This is a genomic window from Georgenia sp. X1117 (assembly GCF_057784635.1).
This window is the reverse complement of sequence record NZ_CM173492.1, coordinates 1222662-1241590: the sequence shown is the minus strand read 5'-3', so window position 1 is coordinate 1241590 and position 18929 is coordinate 1222662. Positions and strand designations below refer to the sequence as shown.

At 73.6% G+C, this 18929-nt stretch carries 16 protein-coding genes; 8 read left to right on the top strand and 8 right to left on the bottom strand.

Annotated features, from left to right (window positions below):
• Positions 1-107: 107 nt before the first annotated feature.
• Complete coding sequence (locus AC3D3D_RS05520; protein WP_463661158.1) at positions 108-623, bottom strand: DUF2304 domain-containing protein; 516 nt, start codon at positions 621-623, stop codon at positions 108-110.
• Positions 623-1315 (bottom strand): glycosyltransferase family 2 protein, encoded by a 693-nt coding sequence (locus AC3D3D_RS05515; RefSeq protein ID WP_463661159.1) that lies wholly within the window; start codon positions 1313-1315, stop codon positions 623-625. Before AC3D3D_RS05515 ends, AC3D3D_RS05520 begins: the two co-directional genes overlap by 1 nt.
• 104 nt (positions 1316-1419) lie before the next feature.
• On the opposite strand from AC3D3D_RS05515, the gene AC3D3D_RS05510 reads away from it, so the two are divergent.
• From AC3D3D_RS05510 to AC3D3D_RS05500, 3 genes are read left to right on the top strand one after another with little or no spacing between them, the layout of a single operon-like run.
• Positions 1420-2019, top strand: coding sequence for an acyltransferase (locus AC3D3D_RS05510; protein WP_463661160.1), 600 nt, complete (start codon positions 1420-1422; stop codon positions 2017-2019).
• A gap of 14 nt (positions 2020-2033) precedes the next feature.
• On the top strand, positions 2034-3140 hold the full coding sequence (locus AC3D3D_RS05505) for a DegT/DnrJ/EryC1/StrS family aminotransferase (protein ID WP_463661351.1): 1107 nt from the start codon (positions 2034-2036) through the stop codon (positions 3138-3140).
• Between the two features lie 5 nt (positions 3141-3145).
• A complete protein-coding gene (locus AC3D3D_RS05500) occupies positions 3146-4153 on the top strand; it encodes a Gfo/Idh/MocA family protein (protein ID WP_463661161.1) in 1008 nt (335 codons plus the stop codon).
• 212 nt (positions 4154-4365) lie between these two features.
• Here AC3D3D_RS05500 and AC3D3D_RS05495 read toward each other — a convergent pair whose 3' ends face one another.
• Positions 4366-5319: a type IV toxin-antitoxin system AbiEi family antitoxin gene (locus tag AC3D3D_RS05495; RefSeq protein ID WP_463661162.1), complete on the bottom strand. Its 954-nt coding sequence runs from the start codon at positions 5317-5319 to the stop codon at positions 4366-4368.
• A 463-nt stretch (positions 5320-5782) separates the two neighbouring features.
• On the opposite strand from AC3D3D_RS05495, the gene AC3D3D_RS05490 reads away from it, so the two are divergent.
• Positions 5783-6952, top strand: a complete 1170-nt coding sequence (locus AC3D3D_RS05490; protein WP_463661163.1) for a glycosyltransferase — start codon at positions 5783-5785, stop codon at positions 6950-6952.
• 16 nt (positions 6953-6968) lie between these two features.
• On the opposite strand, the gene AC3D3D_RS05485 is transcribed toward AC3D3D_RS05490, so the two are convergent.
• Positions 6969-7688 (bottom strand): hypothetical protein, encoded by a 720-nt coding sequence (locus AC3D3D_RS05485; RefSeq protein WP_463661164.1) that lies wholly within the window; start codon positions 7686-7688, stop codon positions 6969-6971.
• Between the two features lie 145 nt (positions 7689-7833).
• Here AC3D3D_RS05485 and AC3D3D_RS05480 point away from each other — a divergent pair, with 145 nt between their 5' ends.
• Positions 7834-8805, top strand: a complete 972-nt coding sequence (locus tag AC3D3D_RS05480; RefSeq protein WP_463661165.1) for a D-glucuronyl C5-epimerase family protein — start codon at positions 7834-7836, stop codon at positions 8803-8805.
• Here AC3D3D_RS05480 and AC3D3D_RS05475 read toward each other — a convergent pair.
• Both AC3D3D_RS05475 and AC3D3D_RS05470 read right to left on the bottom strand, forming a co-directional pair.
• Complete coding sequence (locus AC3D3D_RS05475; protein WP_463661166.1) at positions 8778-9947, bottom strand: acyltransferase family protein; 1170 nt, start codon at positions 9945-9947, stop codon at positions 8778-8780. The genes AC3D3D_RS05480 and AC3D3D_RS05475 overlap by 28 nt on opposite strands.
• Positions 9944-12022 carry a glycosyltransferase gene (locus AC3D3D_RS05470; RefSeq protein WP_463661167.1) on the bottom strand — a complete coding sequence of 693 codons (2079 nt, stop codon included), beginning with the start codon at positions 12020-12022 and terminating at the stop codon, positions 9944-9946. The genes AC3D3D_RS05475 and AC3D3D_RS05470 overlap by 4 nt, the downstream gene beginning before the upstream one ends.
• Positions 12023-12251: 229 nt before the next feature.
• Here AC3D3D_RS05470 and AC3D3D_RS05465 point away from each other — a divergent pair, with 229 nt between their 5' ends.
• On the top strand, positions 12252-13988 hold the full coding sequence (locus AC3D3D_RS05465; protein ID WP_488512504.1) for an ABC transporter ATP-binding protein: 1737 nt from the start codon (positions 12252-12254) through the stop codon (positions 13986-13988).
• An 81-nt stretch (positions 13989-14069) separates the two neighbouring features.
• Positions 14070-15200: a glycosyltransferase family protein gene (locus tag AC3D3D_RS05460; protein ID WP_463661169.1), complete on the top strand. Its 1131-nt coding sequence runs from the start codon at positions 14070-14072 to the stop codon at positions 15198-15200.
• Positions 15201-15325: 125 nt separating this feature from the next.
• Here AC3D3D_RS05460 and AC3D3D_RS05455 read toward each other — a convergent pair whose 3' ends face one another.
• Positions 15326-16522, bottom strand: coding sequence for a glycosyltransferase (locus tag AC3D3D_RS05455; protein WP_463661170.1), 1197 nt, complete (start codon positions 16520-16522; stop codon positions 15326-15328).
• 89 nt (positions 16523-16611) lie between these two features.
• Between AC3D3D_RS05455 and AC3D3D_RS05450 the strand changes: the two genes are divergently transcribed.
• Complete coding sequence (locus tag AC3D3D_RS05450) at positions 16612-17763, top strand: glycosyltransferase family protein (protein ID WP_463661171.1); 1152 nt, start codon at positions 16612-16614, stop codon at positions 17761-17763.
• A 24-nt stretch (positions 17764-17787) separates the two neighbouring features.
• On the opposite strand, the gene AC3D3D_RS05445 is transcribed toward AC3D3D_RS05450, so the two are convergent.
• Positions 17788-18873, bottom strand: coding sequence for an acyltransferase family protein (locus AC3D3D_RS05445; RefSeq protein WP_463661172.1), 1086 nt, complete (start codon positions 18871-18873; stop codon positions 17788-17790).
• Positions 18874-18929 lie beyond the last annotated feature (56 nt).

The following is an 18929-nucleotide window of genomic DNA, read 5'->3' as shown; positions in this document are numbered from 1 at the left end:
CGGCTCGGCGCGGGGGAGTTCTCTCCCCGCCCAGGTCCTGTGCGTGCGCTGTGGGGCGCGTCTCCGCGCAGGTGGGGGCCGTGGGCGCCGTCGGGCGGCGCACCCGGTCAGTCGTCGGTGTGGTGCACGTCTCGGGCCGGGCCGCCCTCCTCGGGGGGCCCCGAGGGTCTGGCGGGCCCGACGGGATCTGCGGGTCCTGCGGGCCCGGCGGGGGGAGCGACCGGTGGGGCGGGGGGCGCGTCGTCGTCGGGGGAGGCGCCGGCGGCCCGGCGGGCGGCGTCGTCGGCCTCCCGCAGCGCCAGCCGCCTGGCCAGGACGGTGGTCTGCCGGTCCCGCCGGGCGTGCCCCCGCGCGGTGACCACGACGTAGCCGAAGAACACCACCACCAGCACGTACAGCACGAGGTCCGTCCCGCGGCCCACGCCCACCAGGCGCGCCACCGAGGAGACCCACGAGGGGAGGAGCACCGACACCGCTGCCAGGACCACGAAGGCCAGCAGCCCCAGCCGGCGGATCGCCTGGTGGCGGGACCCCGCCGTCGAGCGGGTGAGCATGATCGTGAGCACCACGACCGCGGCCAGCAGGATGACCTGGATGATGCGGGTGTCGCCCGAGGCGCCCATCAGCGGATCACCAGCTCCCAGAGGATGTTGACGGAGTTGAGCAGGGACTGCCCCTTGGCCTTGGAGTAGTCGGTGTAGACGATCTCCACGGCCTGCTCGGACCACGGCAGCCCGGTGCGCCCGAGCTGGAGGACGATCTCGGTGGCGTGCGCCATCCGGTCCTGGTGCAGGTCGACGCGGGCGGCGGCGTCGCGGCGGATCACCCGCAGTCCGTTGTGCGCGTCGGTCAGGCGCATGCCGGTCGACTGGTTGGTCACCCACACCGCGGCCTTGAGCACGATCCGCTTGAGCAGGCCCGGCTTGGTGCGGTTGTCGAGGAAGCGCGAGCCGAACACGACGGCGAGGTCCTCCGCGCGCGCCCGGTCCACCATCGTCACCGCGTCGACGACCCGGTGCTGGCCGTCGGCGTCGAAGGTGACCAGGTACTCGGCGTCGGTGCGGGTGAGGACGTACTCGATGCCGGTCTGCAGCGCCGCGCCCTGGCCGAGGTTGAAGGGATGCGTGACGACGACGGCGCCCGCCTCGGCGGCGCGCGCGCCCGAGCCGTCGGTCGAGTCGTCGTCGACGCAGACGACGTGGGGGAACGTCTCGCGGGCCTCCGCCACGACGCGGCCGATGACGGCGGCCTCGTTGTAGACGGGGATGACGAGCCAGGCGTCCTCCACGGGTGGCACCATGGGCATGGGCCGCATTCTCGCAGGCTCGTGGACGACAGCAGGGCAGCGGGCCGTGCGCGTGCCCGTCGCGAGGGCGACGAGCGGGCGGCAGGGCGGTGCCCCGACACGGAAGGCAGCGCATGACCGCACGTATCGTGGACTCCGCAGACGTGGCGGAGACCGCACAGGTCGGTGACGGATCCTCGGTCTGGCACCTCGCGCAGGTGCGCGAAGACGCCGTGCTGGGGGAGGGCTGCGTCGTCGGGCGCGGTGCCTACATCGGCACCGGCGTCCAGATGGGCCGGCACTGCAAGGTGCAGAACTACGCCCTGGTCTACGAGCCCGCGCGGCTCGGCGACGGCGTCTTCATCGGCCCGGCCGCGGTGCTGACCAACGACACCTACCCCCGCGCGGTCAACCCCGACGGCTCGCTGAAGTCGGCCTCCGACTGGGACGCCGTCGGCGTGACCATCGAGGAGGGCGCCGCGATCGGCGCCCGGGCCGTGTGCGTGGCGCCGGTGACGGTGGGCGCGTGGGCCACCGTCGCGGCCGGCGCCGTCGTGACCAAGGACGTGGCCCCGTTCGCGCTCGTCGCCGGCGTACCAGCCAGGCGGATCGGATGGGTGGGTCGTTCGGGCGCCCGACTGGTCCAGGACGGGGAACAATGGTCCTGCCCGCTGACCGGGCGCAGGTACGTCGAGACCGACGGCGTGCTGACGGAGACCGAGGAGGACGAGTGAACGACGAGCTGCCCATGATCCCCGCGGCCAGGCCGATCGTCGGTGACGACGAGCGCGCCGCGGTCGACCGTGTCCTGCAGACCGGGATGATCGCCCAGGGCCCCGAGGTCAAGGCCTTCGAGGAGGAGTTCGCCGCGGTGCTCACCCCCGGCAGCACGGCGATCGCCGTCAACTCCGGGACCTCCGCGCTGCACATGGGCCTGGCCGCCGCCGGCATCGGCGAGGGCGACGAGGTCATCGTCCCCTCGTTCACCTTCGCCGCCACGGGCAACTCCGTGGCGCTGACCGGCGCCACGCCGGTGTTCGCCGACATCGAGCCGGACCACTTCTGCCTCGACCCGGAGTCGGTGCGGGCCTCGGTCACCGAGCGGACCCGCGGCATCATGCCCGTCCACCTCTACGGGCACCCCGCGGACATGGACGCCCTGGGCGCCCTCGCCGAGGAGCTCGACCTGGAGATCTTCGAGGACGCCGCCCAGGCGCACGCCGCCACGCTGCACGGCCAGCAGGTCGGCACCTTCGGCCGCTTCGGCGCGTTCTCGCTCTACCCGACGAAGAACATGACCTCCGCCGAGGGCGGCATGGTCACCACCACCGACGAGACCCTCGACCGCCGGGTGCGGCTGCTGCGCAACCAGGGCATGGAGAAGCAGTACGCCAACGAGGTCGTCGGCCACAACACGCGGATGACCGACGTGCACGCCGCCATCGGCCGCGTCCAGCTCGCCAAGGTCCTGGGCTGGACCGAGCAGCGCCGCGCGAACGCGGCCTTCCTCGACGCCCACCTCACCGGCGTCGTCGTCCCGCCGGTGGCCGAGGGTGCGGAGCACGTCTACCACCAGTACACGGTGCGGGTGCCCGTCGACGGCGACGGCGGGGCGGAGCGCGACCGCATCGTCACCGCGCTGCGCGAGGAGCACAAGGTGGGCTGCGGCGTGTACTACCCGATCCCCAACCACCGCCTGGAGTCGCTCGCCGTGTTCGCGCCGGGTCTGGAGCTGCCCGAGACCGAGCGGGCCGCGCAGCAGGTCATCTCGCTGCCGGTGCACCCCTCGCTCAGCCAGGGCGACCTCGAGCGGATCGTCACCGCGGTGGCCGCCGTGACGAGCGCGGGGGCGTGATCGCGATGGGAGAGCACGTGGACAGCGCGCGCGACCTGCGGGTCGGACTCATCGGGCTCGGGTCGATGGGACGCCACCACGCCCGGGTCATCCGCGAGACCGAGGGCATGGACCTCGTGGCCGTGGCCGACCCGGCGGGCGACCGCTTCGGCGTCGCGGGCGACCTCGAGGTCGGCTCCGACGTCGACTGGCTCATCGCCGCCGACATCGACGCCGCGATGGTCGCGGTCCCCACCGTGTACCACGAGGAGGTCGCGCTCGCGCTGGCCGACGCCGGCGTGCACACGATGGTCGAGAAGCCCATCGCGCACGACGTCCCGGCGGGGCGGCGCGTGGCGCAGGCCTTCGAGGAGGCCGGGCTCACCGGCGCCGTCGGCTACGTCGAGCGGTGCAACCCCGCGATCGTCGCGCTGCGGCAGAAGCTCGAGGAAGGCTTCCTCGGGGAGATCTACCAGATCCAGACCATGCGGCAGGGGCCGTTCCCGGCGCGCATCTCGGACGTCGGCGTGGTCAAGGACCTCGCCACCCACGACGTCGACCTCGCCGCGTTCGTCGCCGGCTCGCCGTACGCCTCGATCTGGGCGCGGACCACGCACCGGTCCGGGCGCGAGTTCGAGGACATGGTGCTGGCCACCGGGCAGCTGGCCGACGGCACGATCGTCAGCCACACGGTCAACTGGCTTTCGCCCTTCAAGGAGCGCAGGACCGTGGTGACCGGTGAGCGCGGGGCGCTCGTGGCCGACACGATGACCATCGACCTCACCTTCTACGCCAACGGCACGGTGCCGACCGAGTGGGACGCGGTGGCCAACTTCCGCGGGGTCTCCGAGGGGGACGTCACGCGGTACGCCATCCCCAAGCGCGAGCCGCTGCGGGTGGAGCAGGAGCGCTTCCGCGACGCCGTGCTCGGCACGGGTGACGAGGCGGTGTCGATGGCCGAGGGCGTGCACACCCTCGAGGTCGTCGAGGCGATCTTGTCCGCCGCCGGCGACGGGGTGGCCGTCCAGCTGTAGGGAGTCCTCGGGTGCGGGGGCCGCGGTGTGGGGCCTCGTCCCCCGTCTCCGCCTCCGCCGTACTCCGCCGAGGTGGACCGTTGTCGGTCGAGGTGGACTGCTGCGAGGTCTGTCCCGGTCGGGTTCGGTCTACCTCGGCGACTACGTGTGCCGAGGTGGACCGTTCTCGGTCGAGGTGGACTGCCGCGAGGTCTGTCCCGGTCGGGTCCGGTCTACCTCGGCGCGTCTGTGCGTCGCGGCGGGCGGGGCAGCAGCTCGGCGACCGGGTCGAGGTCGAGCGACGCCCACGCCGGGAGCTTCTCCCGGACAAGCCCGACGACGGTGGCGGGGTCCCCGGCCTGCGCCGCGGTCAGGTGCAGCATGACGTGGCCGGCGCGCTCGATGTCGAGGTCGCGACGACGCTCCCGCAGCAGCGCGTCGGAGGTGACGGCCGGGTCGTCGCCGTACTTCACCCGCCCGTCGAAATCGATGATGAACCAGATCGGCGATCCGTCGGTCTTCGTCCCGATGCGGATCGCGAGGTCGACGAAGTACCGCCGCCCACCCGCAGGTACCCGCTGCTGGACGACGACGTCGCGAGCCCCCCAGGTCAGCAGGATCCAGCGCACGTGCGTCTCCCACGCGGACTCGGCCCACGGCGTAGCCGCCGAGAGGACGGCGACGGCCTGACGGACGCCCCGCGCGCCGGCGAACTCAGATCGCAGGCGGCCCAGCAACTGGCTTCGGATCTGCTCGGCCTCCCGGTCGACGCGGTCACGTTGGCTCCGGTCGGCGCGGGTCCGACGTGCGAGGACATGGTCGGCGACGACGAGAGCGTCGTGCGGATGGAGCAGGCGTGCGCAGTCGATCGCCGTGCGCGACGGGTCGGTGACGCGGATGCCGGACACCTCGGCGACGTCCTGGTCGGGGATGTTGACGCGGTGGCGGCGGATGTCGCGCGCTGTGTTGCTCCCGCTGCGCACGGCCGGCGAACCGACCTGGACCTTGTCCGGCACGCGCCAGACGTACAGGCCGTGCAGCAGGGCCGCAGACTCGAGCATGAGCACATGGGGCGCCGTCAGGCGCCGGTCCACCGCTCGGCACCGGGCGAGGTGCTGGGCCTCCGCGGCCTTGGCAGGGTGGACGCCCGTCGGCACGAGGGCGACGCTGCCCCGTCGGATCCGCACGAGCCGCTCGTTCCTGTGCTTCGCGCGGGGAGTCAGTGAACGGGTGAGCTCTCGGACGTCGCCCAGCGCGACGGGCGGGACATGGATCGTTCGGGGTTCTGCGGCGTGGGACATGCTCGCAGTCTGGAGATGCCGAGCCGGACGCCGCCCGGCGGAGGCCCGGGCCTGTGGACCGCGGGTGAGGCACAGGTCCTGTGTGCTCCTTCGCTGTTGCGGGTCCCTCGCCCAGGTGGACCAGTCTCGACTGAGGTGGACCGCGCCGAGGTCAGTCCCGACCGAGCAGGGTCCACCTCGACGACGACTGTTGCCCAGGTGGACCTGTCTCGCCTGAGGTGGACCGCGCCGAAGTCTGTCTCGACCGAGTTCGGTCCAACTCGACGCAGCGCAGGAACCGATCACTTCCGGATTCCTGACGGGACGCGCTCGGCGGTCCCGCCCCCTGCCCTCCGCCACAATGGGTGCCATGCCAGCCGCGCGCCGACCACGGGTGACCATCGCCTCCCGCATCTGGGACCCCGAGCCGGCGGCCGCCTCGTTCCGGCTCTCGGCGCTCGCCCGCGGCCTGCGCGACGCCGGCGCCGCCACTCGGGTGCTCACCGCGCAGCCGCCCGCCGACGCCACGATCGCGGACCACCCCGGCACCCGGGTCTCCCGTGCCCCGGTCCTGCGCGACGCCGAGGGCTATCTCCGCGGCTACGTCCCCTACCTCTCCTTCGACGTCCCGCTGGCCGCCCGCCTGCTCGCGGACCCGGCCCCGGACGTCTACGTCGTCGAGCCCCCGCCGACCACGGGACTGGTCGTGCGCGCGGTGGCCGCGCTGCGCCGTCGCCCGTACGTGGCCTACGTCCCCGACGTGTGGTCCGACGCCGCGGCAGCGACCGGGGCGCCGGGCGCTGTCGTCGCGATGCTGCGCCGGGCCGAGCGCGCCATCCTCGCCGGCGCGGCCCGGGCGATCGCGGTCTCCGACGACGTGGCCGCCCGGGCGGCCGAGCTCGGCGCGCGGGACGTCGTCGTCGTGCGTGGGGGAGCGGACACCGAGACCTTCACCCCCGACGGCCCCGGACCCGAGGACCCCCACGGGCGCCCCTACCTCCTCTACGCGGGCACTGCCTCGGAGTGGCAGGGCGCGGACGTCTTCCTGCGCGCGATGCCGCGGGTGCTCGAGCGGGTGCCGGACGCGCGGGTCGTCGTCCTCGGGCAGGGCAGCGCGTGGCCGGAGCTCGAGCGGCTGGCGGCGGGCCTGCCGCGCGGGACGGTCGAGCTGCGGGGGCTGGTGCCGCAGGCGGAGGCCGCGAGGTGGCAGCGCGGCGCGCGGGCGGCGCTGGTCTCGATCCGCCCGGGGATCGGCTACGACCTGGCCTACCCGACCAAGGCGTACGCGGCGTGGGCGTCGGGGGTCCCGGCGATCTACGCGGGGCCGGGGCCGGCGCGGGCGGACATCGCCGCGCACGACCTGGGCTGGGCGGTCCCGCACGACGTCGGAGCCGTCGCCGAGGCCATGGTCGCCGCGCTCACGCGCGAACCCGGGCCCGACGACGCCGCCCGCCTCGCGGGGTGGGTCGCCGAGCACGCGTCCTCGGCCGCGGCGGGTCGGGCGGCCGCCGAGGTGGTGCTCGGCGCGATCCGCGGCTGAGCGCTGCGCGGCCGGGTCAGCCCCGCCCGACGTCGGGGCGGGCGGTGCCGTCGTCGGTGTGGAACGCGAGCGTCTCGAAGGACAGCGACTCGTCGACGCCGATCGCTACGGAGTCGAGGACGCTCGCCTCGTCGACCGTGACGCCACCGGCCCCGGAGGCGGGCGCGAGCAGCTCGTCGTCGAGGTCGATCTCATCGTCGGAGATGGCGCGTTCGAGCTCCTGGGCGCCGGCAGCCGTGGAGACGTCGACGGTGATCTCGCCGGTCACCGGGTCCGCGACGGTGAAGAGCGAGGCGTCCGCGCCCAGGTGCTCGCTCAGCGCCATGTGTACCGCGGCGGAGACGGCGTCGGAGGTGTGCGAGTCGTAGGCGGCGCCGCCGTGCGCCGTGATGTCCGGCTCTCCGGCCAACTGGTCGACGACGTCGTCGGGAACCTCGCCGGTGAGGTGCAGGCGGGCGGTGCCGTCGTCGAGGATCTCGGAGACGGCGAAAGTGTCCGGGTGGCGGCCGGCGATGTCGCTGGCGATCGGCGCGACGCGTTCCTGCATCGCGATCCGGTTCTCGACCTGCCCGGGCGCGACCTCCCCGCGCGCGATCTGCCCCTGGAGGTCCTCCCAGGCGGCGTCGGAGATCCCGTCGGGGCGCCCGGCGTCCGCGCCGGCCGAGCTGGTGACGACGGCGGTGGCTCCGGCGAGTGCAAGCAGTGCGGTCGCGGTACGGCGCAGACGCGTTTTCATGATGTGGCCCCTTCGCTCGTGCCGTGTCCGGCGACGACTCACACGGTACATAACAGCGCGACGGACGGGTAGGTCCGGCACAGCAGCTGCATCGACGACGACGGCCCGCCCGATCGCGGGCGCTCCCTTCCCTATCCTGCACCTCGTGAAGCGCCGTTCCCTCTCTCTCTCTCTTCTAGCCGTCCTGCTCCTGGTCCTCACTGCGTGCGCCGGAAGTGTTCCCGAGCCTGACTACGCGCTCAACGGCACCGAGCCCCGGCGGATCAATCCCCAGCCCTACGCGCGTACTCCCGAGACCGTCATCGCCCTCGACGACCCAGACCGGCCCGTCGACGAGAACGGCGTCGCGCACTGGGAGATCCCTTGGCAGCGCGGGACACGCTGGTACCACCCGGTGGACCTCGCCAGGTACGGGCTCTACCTGCTCGAGTCCTACAGGGTGACCGGAGGTCAGGAGTACCTCGATCGGGCGGTCGCGAACGCGGACTACCTCCTCGAGGGGTCTGTCGACATCGAGGGAGCCCGCTGGTACCCGTACCCGTTCGACCACTCGCTCAACAGCGACGAGGAAGGAATGGTTCTGCTCGCCCCGTGGTACTCGGGCATGGCCCAGGGGCAGGCGCTCTCCCTGCTCGTCCGGCTCTACGAGGAGACCGGTGACGACCGGTGGATGGACGCCGCCCACGAGACCTTCGAGACCTTCCACGCGCGACCGGGCGACGGGCCGTGGTTCGCGCACGTGCTCGACGGGCACCTGTGGTTAGAGGAGTTCGTCGCCGAGAGCATCCAGACGACGCAGGTCGTCAACGGCCACATGTACGCGATGTTCGGCCTGTACGACTACGCCAACGCGACCGACGACGAGCACGCGGCGCAGCTCTTCGACGGTGGTGCGGCAACGATGATCGGCACCTACGAGCAGTACCGGGTGCCGGACGGCATCTCCTACTACTGCGCGGCCGGCTACTGCCGTGACACGGACTGGCGCCCGCCGAGCTACCACCGTGGGGTGACGAACCAGTTCGATCAGCTAGCGCTGATGACCGGTGACGGTCGCTTCGTCGACATGGCGGACGCGTTCCGCAGCGACTACGCGGCATCCGGCGAGACCGACTGACCGGACGCGGTGGCCCGCCGCGCATCTCGTTCGTCCTTCCACCGGCGCAGCCGGCGCTCGACCGGCTTCTCCACGAACGCGTGCAGCGCCCAGGCGGCCGCGATCGACGGCAGCAGCACGACCACGTAGATGAGCAGGTTGCCCCAGCCCATCGGCTGCAGGCCGAACCAGGTGCGGCAGGCGTAGATGATCGTCGCGTGCAGCAGGTAGAAGGCGTAGCTCCACTCGCCGAGCCGGACCAGCGCACGGGCCGGCCCGCCCCTGCCGGAACCGTCCGCGACGCCCCGGAGCTCGCGCACGCCGTAGGCGGCGATGACGATCGCGCAGGCCGTGGGGATCGCCACCGGGGTGAGGGGGCCCAGTCGCAGGTCCGCCCACACCTCGGGGGCGAGCCGCGGCCCGAGGAAGACCCCCGCACACACGACCAGGAGCACGCCGAGCGCCACCGGAACCGGGATGCGCGGACGCCAGCCCAGGCGCACCGCGTGGGCGAGGGCCATCCCGAGGCAGAACTCCCACAGCCGCAGCACGGGCCGCGGCAGGTTCTCCATCGCCGAGATCTCCGACCGGGCCAGGTAGAGCACCGCGGCCGCCACCGGGATCGCGAGCAGCACACCGATCGCGGCGCGCCGACCCGTCCGTCCGAGCACCCGGTCGAGCCACGGATGCGTCGCGTAGAAGAAGGCCTCGAGCGACAGCGTCCAGGACGCCGGGTTCCCCGAGAACACGACCTCGGTGTTGTTCGACCAGCCGTGCAGGAGGACGACGGACAGCAGCAGGACGGCGGACAGCGGCCGCACCCAGCTCTCCCCGACGTCGGCCGGTGGGCCGACGAACACCGGGACCGCCAGCGCCAGCGCGACCATGTGCGCCGGCCAGATGCGGGCGAACCGCCGCCAGTAGAACGTGGAGACCGGCGTTCCCGGCCGGGCGGACCACGTGAGCACGAAGCCGGAGAGCACGAAGAAGAACGCGACGCCCTGGGCGCCGAGCGTGAGCGGCCCGTGGATCGGCAGCGGCGCGAGGTTCGTCATGTGGTGGGCGAACACCGCCAGCGCCGCCCACCACCGCAGGGCGGTGAGCGAGTCGAGGCGCGGCAGCCGGGCGGTGGCCCCGCCGTCCGGTGTGCTCGGGGAGCTCACCCGCGGGCCCGGTCCGTCTCGCCGGCCTCCCGGTGGACGAGCCGTTCGGCCGCGGCGACCCCGTGGACAGCAAGGGGGACGACGCCGGCGCGCAGCCAGCTCCACGCCGTGCGCACGGCGGGCAGGTCGACGGCGATCGCCAGGTCCGCCTGCCGGGCCAGCGCCTCGGCCGTGGCGTCCGCGCGGACGGCTCGCCACACGGTGCGCGTGTCGTCGAACGGGGAGAGCGTGGCGAGCAGCCGGCCGGGCACGCTGCGCCGCGCGGCCGCGTCGAGGGACCGGTAGCGGGCTGAGTCCGCGATCCGGGCGGGCGTCGAGGAGTGCTCGGCGACGACATGCACGACGGCGACCCCAGACACCGGCGCGCGCGGCGCCGTGCGGCACACGAGCGTGACGTGCGCCGGCGCGCCCGGGGTGCCGAGCCGCTCCGACAGGTCGCCGGAGCCCGCCGCGCGGGCCAGCACCTCGTCGGCCGGGTCGGCGCTGCCGACGACGAGCGCGAACCGCGACGGCGCGGCGGACGGGCCGCCGTCGGGGCCGGGGGCGGGCGCCCCCGCGCCCGCCGGTGCCGCACCGTCCGGTGCCGCACCGTCGGGTGCCAGACCGGCGTCCGCGGCGCTCGCGTCGGTTGTCCCACCGTCCGCCGGGCCCGGGGCACGGTGGCGCCCGCCCTGCGCGGAGCCGTGATCGGCACCGTCACCCACGCCCTCGTGCGGCTGCGCGACCGGCACCGGCAGGCCGAGCTCGGTCGCCCGGCGCGCCACGAACTCACCCAGCGCGGCCACCCGCGGCGCGAGCTGCTCCTCGCGCGCGTACCGGCTCGCCCACCCGCGGGTCGCGGCCACGGATCCCGGCGTCGACGCCCGGGCGAGCGCGGCCCCGGCGACGAGCGCGTCCGCGACGTCGTCGGCGCCCAGGGACTCCGGCAGCACCCACGCCGGGTGCCCCTCGAGGACGGAGGCGGCGGCCGACTCGGGCCCGTGCACGGAGACGACCGGCAGCCCGGTCGCCGCGTACTCGAAGACCTTCCCGCTCGTCACGTACCGCCCGGGGATCAGCGGCAGCGCCAGCACGTCGAAGCCCGCGTACACCGACGCCACCTCGGCCCGAGGCACGGGCCCGCCGTGCTCGACGCCGTCGTCCGCGAACTCGGCGAGCATCGCCATGGCCCGCTCGTCGGGGGCGCCCTGGTGCCCGACGTGCCCGCGCAGCACGAGCCGCGCCCGCGCGATCTCCGGGCTCCGTGATCGTGCGGCGCGCCAGCCCTCGAGCAGCTCGCGCACCGGCACCGAGCCATACAGCGTGCCGAGGTAGCCGAAGGTGAGGGGGGCGTCGTCGTCGGGGGCCGACTCGACGCGCAGTTCGTCGATGGCCGCGCCCAGGTCGCCGTCGTAGCCGTTGGCCACCACGTGCGTGCGGTCGGCGACCTCGGGCAGCGTCTCGTCGTACCAGTCGCGGATCGGGGCGTTGACGAACCACGCCTCCAGCGAACCGAGCAGCAGGTCCTTCTCGGTCCGCCACGCCCGCGAGCGAGGCCCCGACACGCGTCGGCCCGTCGTCACGTCGAGCGCCCAGCCGTCGCGGTAGTCGAGGACGTAGGGCACGCCGGCGCGCCGCGCGAGCCGCGCGCCGGGCACGAAGTCCACGTGCGGGTTCGAGGTCCCGAGGACGAGGTCGACCGGGTGGGCGGCGTGGACCTGATCGGCGGCGGCGCGCAGGTTGGCCGCCCAGCCGCCGTACACCCGCTCGGGGAAACGTGCCTCCGTGGAGCGCATGAACGCCGAGAACCACGCCGGTTCCGAGGCGACCCGGGCACGGGAGTACGAGGCGAGGTCGGTCTCGATGTGGGCGAGCTCCTGCCGCACCCGCAGGACCTTGATCGCGGGGTGCACGCGGGCCTCGAGGGAGAGGTCGGCGCCGAACAGCTCGGTGAACACCGCTCGGGGCGCCGTGAGCACGGTGACGTCCCAGCCGGCGTCGGCGAAGGCGTTGGCGGTCGCGAGGGCGCGGTACACGCCGGAGCCCCGGCACGGCGGGAATCCCCAGGCGACGTACAGCAGGTGTGGGCGTGGCACCCGGCAAGGATAGGGACGCCGCGCCGCGGCGTGGTTCGGGAGGCCGACGGCGAACCGCCGGCCGTGGCCGAACGCACCGGGATCACCCCGGTCCCTGCGTGACGCCGCGTGGCACGATGAACGTCCGCGCGCCGTTCGGCGCGCCCACCGGTCGCCCCCGGCGCCCGGACGACGAGCAGCAGGAGCACGGGTGAAGGATCTACTGAGGACGACGCGGACGCTGCTGCCGATGCTTCCGACGGGTGCCCGCCGCTACCTCGTCATCTACTCGACGGTCACGGCGCTGCTCGCCCTCCTCGACGTCGTCGCGCTCGGCATCCTCGCGCTCGTCATGGCGCCCATGGTCTCGGGCCAGCCCGTGACGCTGCCGCTCATCGGCGACATCGCCACGAGCCAGTACATCTGGGTGCTCCTCGCGGTCTGCATCCTCATCTCGTCGAAGTCCATCGCCTCGCTCGCCATGCGCTGGGTGGCCACCCGGAAGTTCGCCGAGTACGAGATGGAGATCGGCGACCGGCTCTTCCGCGCCTACCTCCACTCGCCGTGGACCGACCGACTCTCGCGCAACTCCGCCGAGCTCGTCCGGATGGCCGACGTCGGGATCGCGAACACCACCTCCGGGCTGCTGCTGCCGGTGGCGAGCCTGCCCACCGAGCTCGCCACCACCGCGGCCGTCCTGCTCGTCCTCGTCGTCGCCGAGCCGACGATCGCCGCCATCACGGTGGTCTACCTCGGCGCGCTTGCCGCCCTGCTCTACCTCGTGGTCAACCCGAAGGCCCTCGTGGCCGGCCGGGTCAACCGCGACTACTCGCTGAAGACCGCCCGCCTGATGACCGAGATGGTGGCCACGCTGAAGGAGATCGTGCTCCGGGACAAGACCTCCGAGGTCGCCGACGTCGTGTGGAGCAACCGCGTCCACGCCGTGCGGGCCCGGTCCAACAGCCAGTTCCTCGGCCAGGCCCCGAAGTACGTCCTCGAGGTGGCCCTCATCGGCGGCTTCGTGCTCGTCGGCGGGGTGGGCTACTGGCAGGGCGGCGCGACCGACGCGTTCGCCGCCGTGGCGATGTTCGGCGTCGCCGGGTTCCGCATGATCCCCGCGATCACGCGCATGCAGGCGATCCTCACACAGACGTCGACCACGCTCCCGCATGCGCAGCGCGTCATCTGGGACATCGAGGCCGCCGACGGCTACATCCGCGACGCCGAGACCGTCGGCCGGGAGCCGATCGTCGAGACCCCCAAGCGGCTCGACCTCCAGGGCGTCGGGTTCACCTACCCCCGGTCCACGACCCCGGCCGTGCACGACATCGACCTGACGATCCACATGGGCACCCACGTGGCGCTCGCGGGCTCCTCCGGCGCCGGCAAGTCCACGCTCGTCGACATCCTCCTCGGCCTCCTCGTGCCCCAGGAGGGGACGATGCGGGTCGGCGACCAGGCGCTCGAGGACGTGCTCGCGGACTGGCGCTCGCGGGTCGGCTACGTCCCGCAGGACGTCTCCCTGTTCAACGGGTCGATCGCCCAGAACGTCGCCCTCGCCTGGGGGTCGACCATCGACGAGGACCGCGTGCGCGAGTGCCTGCGGCGCGCCCAGCTGCTCGACGCCGTCGAGGAGCGGGGCGGGCTCGGCACGCTCGTCGGCGAGCGCGGCCTCGCGTTCTCCGGCGGCCAGCGCCAGCGTCTCGGCATCGCGCGCGCCCTGTACACGGACCCCCTCATCCTCGTGATGGACGAGGCGACCTCCGCGCTGGACACCGCCACGGAGGAGGCCGTCACCCACGCGCTGCGCGAGCTGCACGGCGAGGTCACCGTCGTCACCGTCGCGCACCGGCTCTCGACGATCCGCCACGCGGACGTCGTCTGCTTCATGACCGGCGGCACCATCGCCGCGCGCGGCACCTTCGAGGAGGTCGTCGCCGCGCACCCGGAGTTCGCCCACCAGGCGGACCTCGCGGGACTCGCGTAGCGCGGCGGGGTGAGCGACGCCGCGCGCCGGCGGGTGCGCGATGTGCGGGGAGCGGGCGCGATCGGGTGGAACAATCCCGGCATGGCTCAGACGACGCGGATGCTCATCCTCTCGTTCTCGAAGATCGCGACGGATCCGCGCGTCATCAAGCAGGTGCGCTACTTCGCCGAGCGGTACGACGTGACGACGTGCGGGTTCGGTCCCGCCCCCGAGGGGGTCGCCGACCACGTCGAGATCCCGCTGACGCACACGAACAAGCTGGACGGCCGGCTCATCACGTCCCGCGTCTACGTCGCGGCCCTGTGGGCGCAGCGCGGCATGCGCTGGGCGCGCAAGGCGCTCAAGGGGCGCGAGTTCGACGTGGCGCTCGCCAACGACATCGAGGCCGTCCCGGTCGCCCTCAGCACGCGGCCGAGGCACGGCGTCCACGGCGACATGCACGAGTACTTCCCGCGCTGGCGCGAGGACAACGAGCTGTGGAAGAAGCGGATCAGCCCGTACTACGACTACCTCTGCCGCCGGTACCTGCCGCGCTGCGCCTCGGTGACGACCGTGTCGAGCGGGATCGCCGTGGCCTACGAGGCGCTGACCGGCACCACCGTCGGTGTCGTCACCAACGCGACCCCGTACCACGAGCTGAAGCCAGGGCCGGTCGCCGAGCCCGTGCGGGTGGTGCACTCCGGCGGGGCGCTGCCCAGGCGCAACATGGGCCGGATGATCGAGGCTGCCGGCCGGTTGCCCGAGCACCTCACGTTCGACCTGTACCTCATGAAGTCCGACCCGGCCCACTTTGAGGACCTGCAGGCGCAGGCCGCCCGGACTGAGAACGTCCGGGTGCTCGACCCCGTGCCGTACGCCGAGCTCATGACGACGCTCAACCGGTACGACGTCGGGATTTACGTCCTGCCGCCCAACGGCTTCAACCACGAGCACGCCCTGCCGAACAAGATCTACGACTACGTCCAGGCCCGGCTCGCGATCCTTGTCGGCCCGAGCCCGGAGATGGCGGCCGTGACGCGGGAGAACGGCCTCGGCACGGTCGCGGACGGCTTCGATGTGGAGGACATCGAGGCGGCTCTCGCCGCTCTGGAGCCCGGCGAGGTCGCCCGCTGGAAGGCCGCGAGCGATGCCGTGGCGAAGGAGCTGGCCGCCGAGGCCGAGGTCGAGAAGTGGGGCACGGCGGTCGAGGAGCTGCTCGCTCGCCAGGCATGACCCGCGTCGGCCGGTCCTACCCGCTGACCGGTCCGGTGCTACCCGCTGACGCCCGGCACTATCTGTTGACCGGGCCGGTGCTGTCCGCCGGATCGGACCGGCGCTACCCGGTGATCTGCCCGGTGCTACCCGGCGGTCGGACCCGCCCCGAGGAACGGCGCGAGCGCAGCCGCGGAGGCGCGCCCGTCGTGGTGCGTGCGGGCCCAGGCCGGCCCGCGGGCCGCGATCTCGGCGAACCTCGGAGCGTCGCCCAGGATCTCGTCCATGACGCGTGCGAACGTCTCCGGCGTCGCGTCGACGACGGGCAGCTCACCGGTGAGCCGCGCCCGCACGCGCTCGTGGACGTGCCCGACGACGAGGCGACCGGCCGCCATCGCCTCCGCCGCCAGCACCCCGATGCCGCCGAGGACGATCTGGTCGACGACGACGTCCGCCCCGGCCACGAACGCCGGCATCTCCTCGTGACGCACGCCCTGCAGCCGCCGGTAGGTGATCGCGCCAGCGGCGTCGAGCGACTCGAGGACCGGCTCGATCACCGCAGTCCCCTTGAGCGCGGGGTTCGAGGGCGCGTGCAGGACCACGGGCCGCTCCCGCTCGAGCGCCGGGAGGGCCGCGGCCGCGGGCGCGGCGAAGCGCTCGACGTCGACGACGACCGGGACCAGCGTGGCCCGGGGGGCGAAGTCGAGCAGGTCCGGCGTCGAGACGAAGATCGGCAGGCCCTCCACCTCGAGCAGCCGCTGCGCGGCGCGGATCCGCTCCCGGGCGTCGTCGTCGACCGTGACGGTCGAGCGGTAGGGGCTCGTGGGGTAGAGCTCCGCGTGCCGTGCGGGGTCGCGGATCTCGGAGCCGTGGAACAGGACGGCCGGCGCTACGCCCGCTGCCCGGTAGCGCTCGATCTCCGGCCGGTCCGCGACCGCCGTCGTCATGGCGACGGGGGAGTAGCCGGTCTCGAGCAGCACGTGCGTGAAGGCGTCGAGCACGCCGTCGCGCCAGGCCGCCCGGCCGGGCCGCAGCGACAACGGCAGGCGGACGTCGGTGGGGTAGCTGAAGCGGTCCACCCCGCCGGGCCGCTCGAGGGTGACGGAGCGCGCGGCGACGCCGTCGAGGTGCTCCTGGGCCGCCCGCGCCCACAGATGCCCCTGCCCGGCGGTGTTCGTCGGCCCGACGAGCAGACCCACGCTCCGGTCGCCCGGCAGCACGGGCACCAGGGCGCCGGCGGCCCGCAGCTCTCGGCCGAACACGGTCCGCTCGACCGACTCGCGGGGCCGGTCGGGCAGGCGACGGACACCCGCCGCAACGACGTCGCGCAGGCTGGGAGGCATGCGAACAGTGTGCCCGGACCGTGCGTGCGACGCCGACGAGCGGCCGCCACCTCGTCGGCCCGGGTGCGCGGCGGTGCGACGATGACGCCATGACGACTGCCGCCGGCCACCCGGCCCGCCCGACCGTCCTCGTGATCTCGTACTCGACCCTGGTCTCGGACGCCCGGCTGCTGAGGCAGATCCGCCTCCTGGTCCGGGACCACGACGTCACCACCTGCGGTTACGGCCCGGCGCCCGACGGCGTCGTCGAGCACGTGCGCATCCCCGACGAGATCGTCGCCTGGCACAAGGACCGCACCCTGCTCATGCAGCGCCGCTTCGCCGCGACCTACCGGCGCAGCCCGGTCAACGCCCACCTGCGCGAGGTGCTGCCGGTGGGAGCCTTCGACGTGGTCGTGGCCAACGACGCCGACACCGTCCCTCTCGCCCTCTCGCTGCGTCCCCGCGGCGGCGTCCACGCCGACCTGCACGAGTACGCGCCGCGCCAGCACGAGGCCTCCCCGCGGTGGCGGCTGTTCGTGGCGCCCTACTACCGGTGGATCATCCGCCGCTTCCTCCCGCTGTGTGGCTCCGTGACCACCGTGGGGCAGGGCCTGGCCGAGGAGTACGCGCGGGAGTACGGCGTCAAGGCCGGCGTCGTCGTCAACGCCGCCCCGTTCCGGGACGCCGTCCCGACGCCGGTCGGGGAGCCCCTGCGGTTCGTGCACTCGGGCGGGGCCACCCGGGTGCGCGCCATCGAGGTGATGATGCGCGCGGTCGAGGCCTCGACGTCGCGGGCCACCCTCGACCTCTACCTCATGCCCTCCGACCAGGCCTACCTCGCCGAGCTCGCCGAGCTGGCCGCCGGCTCGCAGCGCGTCACCCTGCACGACGCCGTGCCGGCCGACGAGCTGGTCGAGACCCTCGCCGGCTACGACGTGGGGCTGTTCCTCGTCCCCCCGGTCACGTTCAACCTCGAGTGGACCCTGCCGAACAAGTTCTTCGACTTCGTCCAGGCCCGGCTGGGCATCGTCGTCGGCCCGAACCCGGAGATGGCGAGCCTCGTCCGCGAGCACGACCTCGGCGCGGTGACCGGCGGGTACGACCAGGCCGACCTCACCGCCTTGCTCGACCGGATCGACCCGGCCGAGGTTGCCCGCTGGAAGGCGGGGTCGCACGCCGCGGCGCGGGACCTGTCGGCCGAGAACCAGGTCGGCGCGTGGTCCGACGCGGTCGCTGCGCTCGCGGCGCGGGCTCGCTGAGGCCGGATTCGTCAGCCCGTCCGCCTACCGGCGGGCCGGAGCGAGCCGCTGCGGCGGTCGGAAGAGCCAGGCGAGGCGCGTCGAGATCAAGGCGTCGTAGACCAGGCAGGAGGCGGCGACGCTCAGGACCACGAGAATCGGGGTCAGGACGGTGGCCAGCGTCGGGTCGGGGGACAGCGGGCCGCCGAGGTGCATGGTCGCCAGGACGAGCAGGTTGATGAGCACCGGGTGCACGAGGTAGATCGGCAGCGTGCGTGCGGCCAGGTACGTCGCCCAGGAGCGGACCCGTGCGGAGCGCGCGACGAGGACCGAGCACGCGACGGCGGCGCTGAGGCCCGAGACGGACAGCGGGAAGGCGAGCTGCCGGCTCAGGTCGTGGAGGTACGCGGCGCCCGTCAGGCCCACGAACCCGGCCCCGCCGACGACGAGGACCGGCCACGGCGGGGTATGTGCCAGCCGCGCGACGACGTCGTACGCGTAGCAGCCGAGGAAGTACCAGAAGGCATACCGCGCGACGCGCACCACCGCGTAGGTCATCAGTGACGGCAGGGACTCGTCGATCACCGGCTCGAGGTACGGGGCAGCCGCGGCCAGGGCCGCCGTCGCCGCGAGCACCGACAGCGGCCACCGGCGCAGGACCTTGGCGACGACGAAGAACACGGTGAGCACGGCGAGGAACCAGTACGCGGTGCCGGCGAAGGGGATCGCCTTGAGCCTGTCGACGGCGTAGGCGCCGGGGTCGGCCGGCTGATAGGCGTACCCCGCGAACGCGGCGAAGGCCAGGCTCCACAGCAGGTAGGGCCAGACCAGCGCCAGCACCCGCGCCCGTGCGACCGTCCGCCATGACCGGGCGACGGCCCGATGCGCGAGCAGGCCCGCGGTGAGGAAGAACAACGGCATGCGCAGCGGCAGGAGGACGGTGTTGACGCGGTCCCAGAACGGGGCCGCATGGCCGACGCTGTCCGGGAACATCCGGTCCATCCCCGCCCCGCCGACGTGATAGAGCACGACGAGGACGATCGCCACGGCCTTGGCGACGTCGACCCAGTGCAGCCGTCGGGCGGTCGTCACCGCGTGCGCCGCGCTCTGTCCGGGTCTCCTGTCCGTCATCGTCGTCGAGGGTATGCGGGCCCGCTCTGGCGCGACGGCGGCCGGTGATCCGGGCC

Coding starts and splice junctions, on each gene's coding strand:
- AC3D3D_RS05450 (WP_463661171.1), top strand. CDS start 16,612: ATGACGACTGCCGCCGGCCACCCGGCCCGCCCGACCGTCCTCGTGATC.
- AC3D3D_RS05500 (WP_463661161.1), top strand. CDS start 3,146: ATGGGAGAGCACGTGGACAGCGCGCGCGACCTGCGGGTCGGACTCATC.
- AC3D3D_RS05445 (WP_463661172.1), bottom strand. CDS start 18,873: ATGACGGACAGGAGACCCGGACAGAGCGCGGCGCACGCGGTGACGACC.
- AC3D3D_RS05465 (WP_488512504.1), top strand. CDS start 12,252: ATGCTTCCGACGGGTGCCCGCCGCTACCTCGTCATCTACTCGACGGTC.
- AC3D3D_RS05455 (WP_463661170.1), bottom strand. CDS start 16,522: ATGCCTCCCAGCCTGCGCGACGTCGTTGCGGCGGGTGTCCGTCGCCTG.
- AC3D3D_RS05515 (WP_463661159.1), bottom strand. CDS start 1,315: ATGCGGCCCATGCCCATGGTGCCACCCGTGGAGGACGCCTGGCTCGTC.
- AC3D3D_RS05460 (WP_463661169.1), top strand. CDS start 14,070: ATGGCTCAGACGACGCGGATGCTCATCCTCTCGTTCTCGAAGATCGCG.
- AC3D3D_RS05485 (WP_463661164.1), bottom strand. CDS start 7,688: ATGAAAACGCGTCTGCGCCGTACCGCGACCGCACTGCTTGCACTCGCC.
- AC3D3D_RS05520 (WP_463661158.1), bottom strand. CDS start 623: ATGGGCGCCTCGGGCGACACCCGCATCATCCAGGTCATCCTGCTGGCC.
- AC3D3D_RS05505 (WP_463661351.1), top strand. CDS start 2,034: ATGATCCCCGCGGCCAGGCCGATCGTCGGTGACGACGAGCGCGCCGCG.
- AC3D3D_RS05490 (WP_463661163.1), top strand. CDS start 5,783: ATGCCAGCCGCGCGCCGACCACGGGTGACCATCGCCTCCCGCATCTGG.
- AC3D3D_RS05510 (WP_463661160.1), top strand. CDS start 1,420: ATGACCGCACGTATCGTGGACTCCGCAGACGTGGCGGAGACCGCACAG.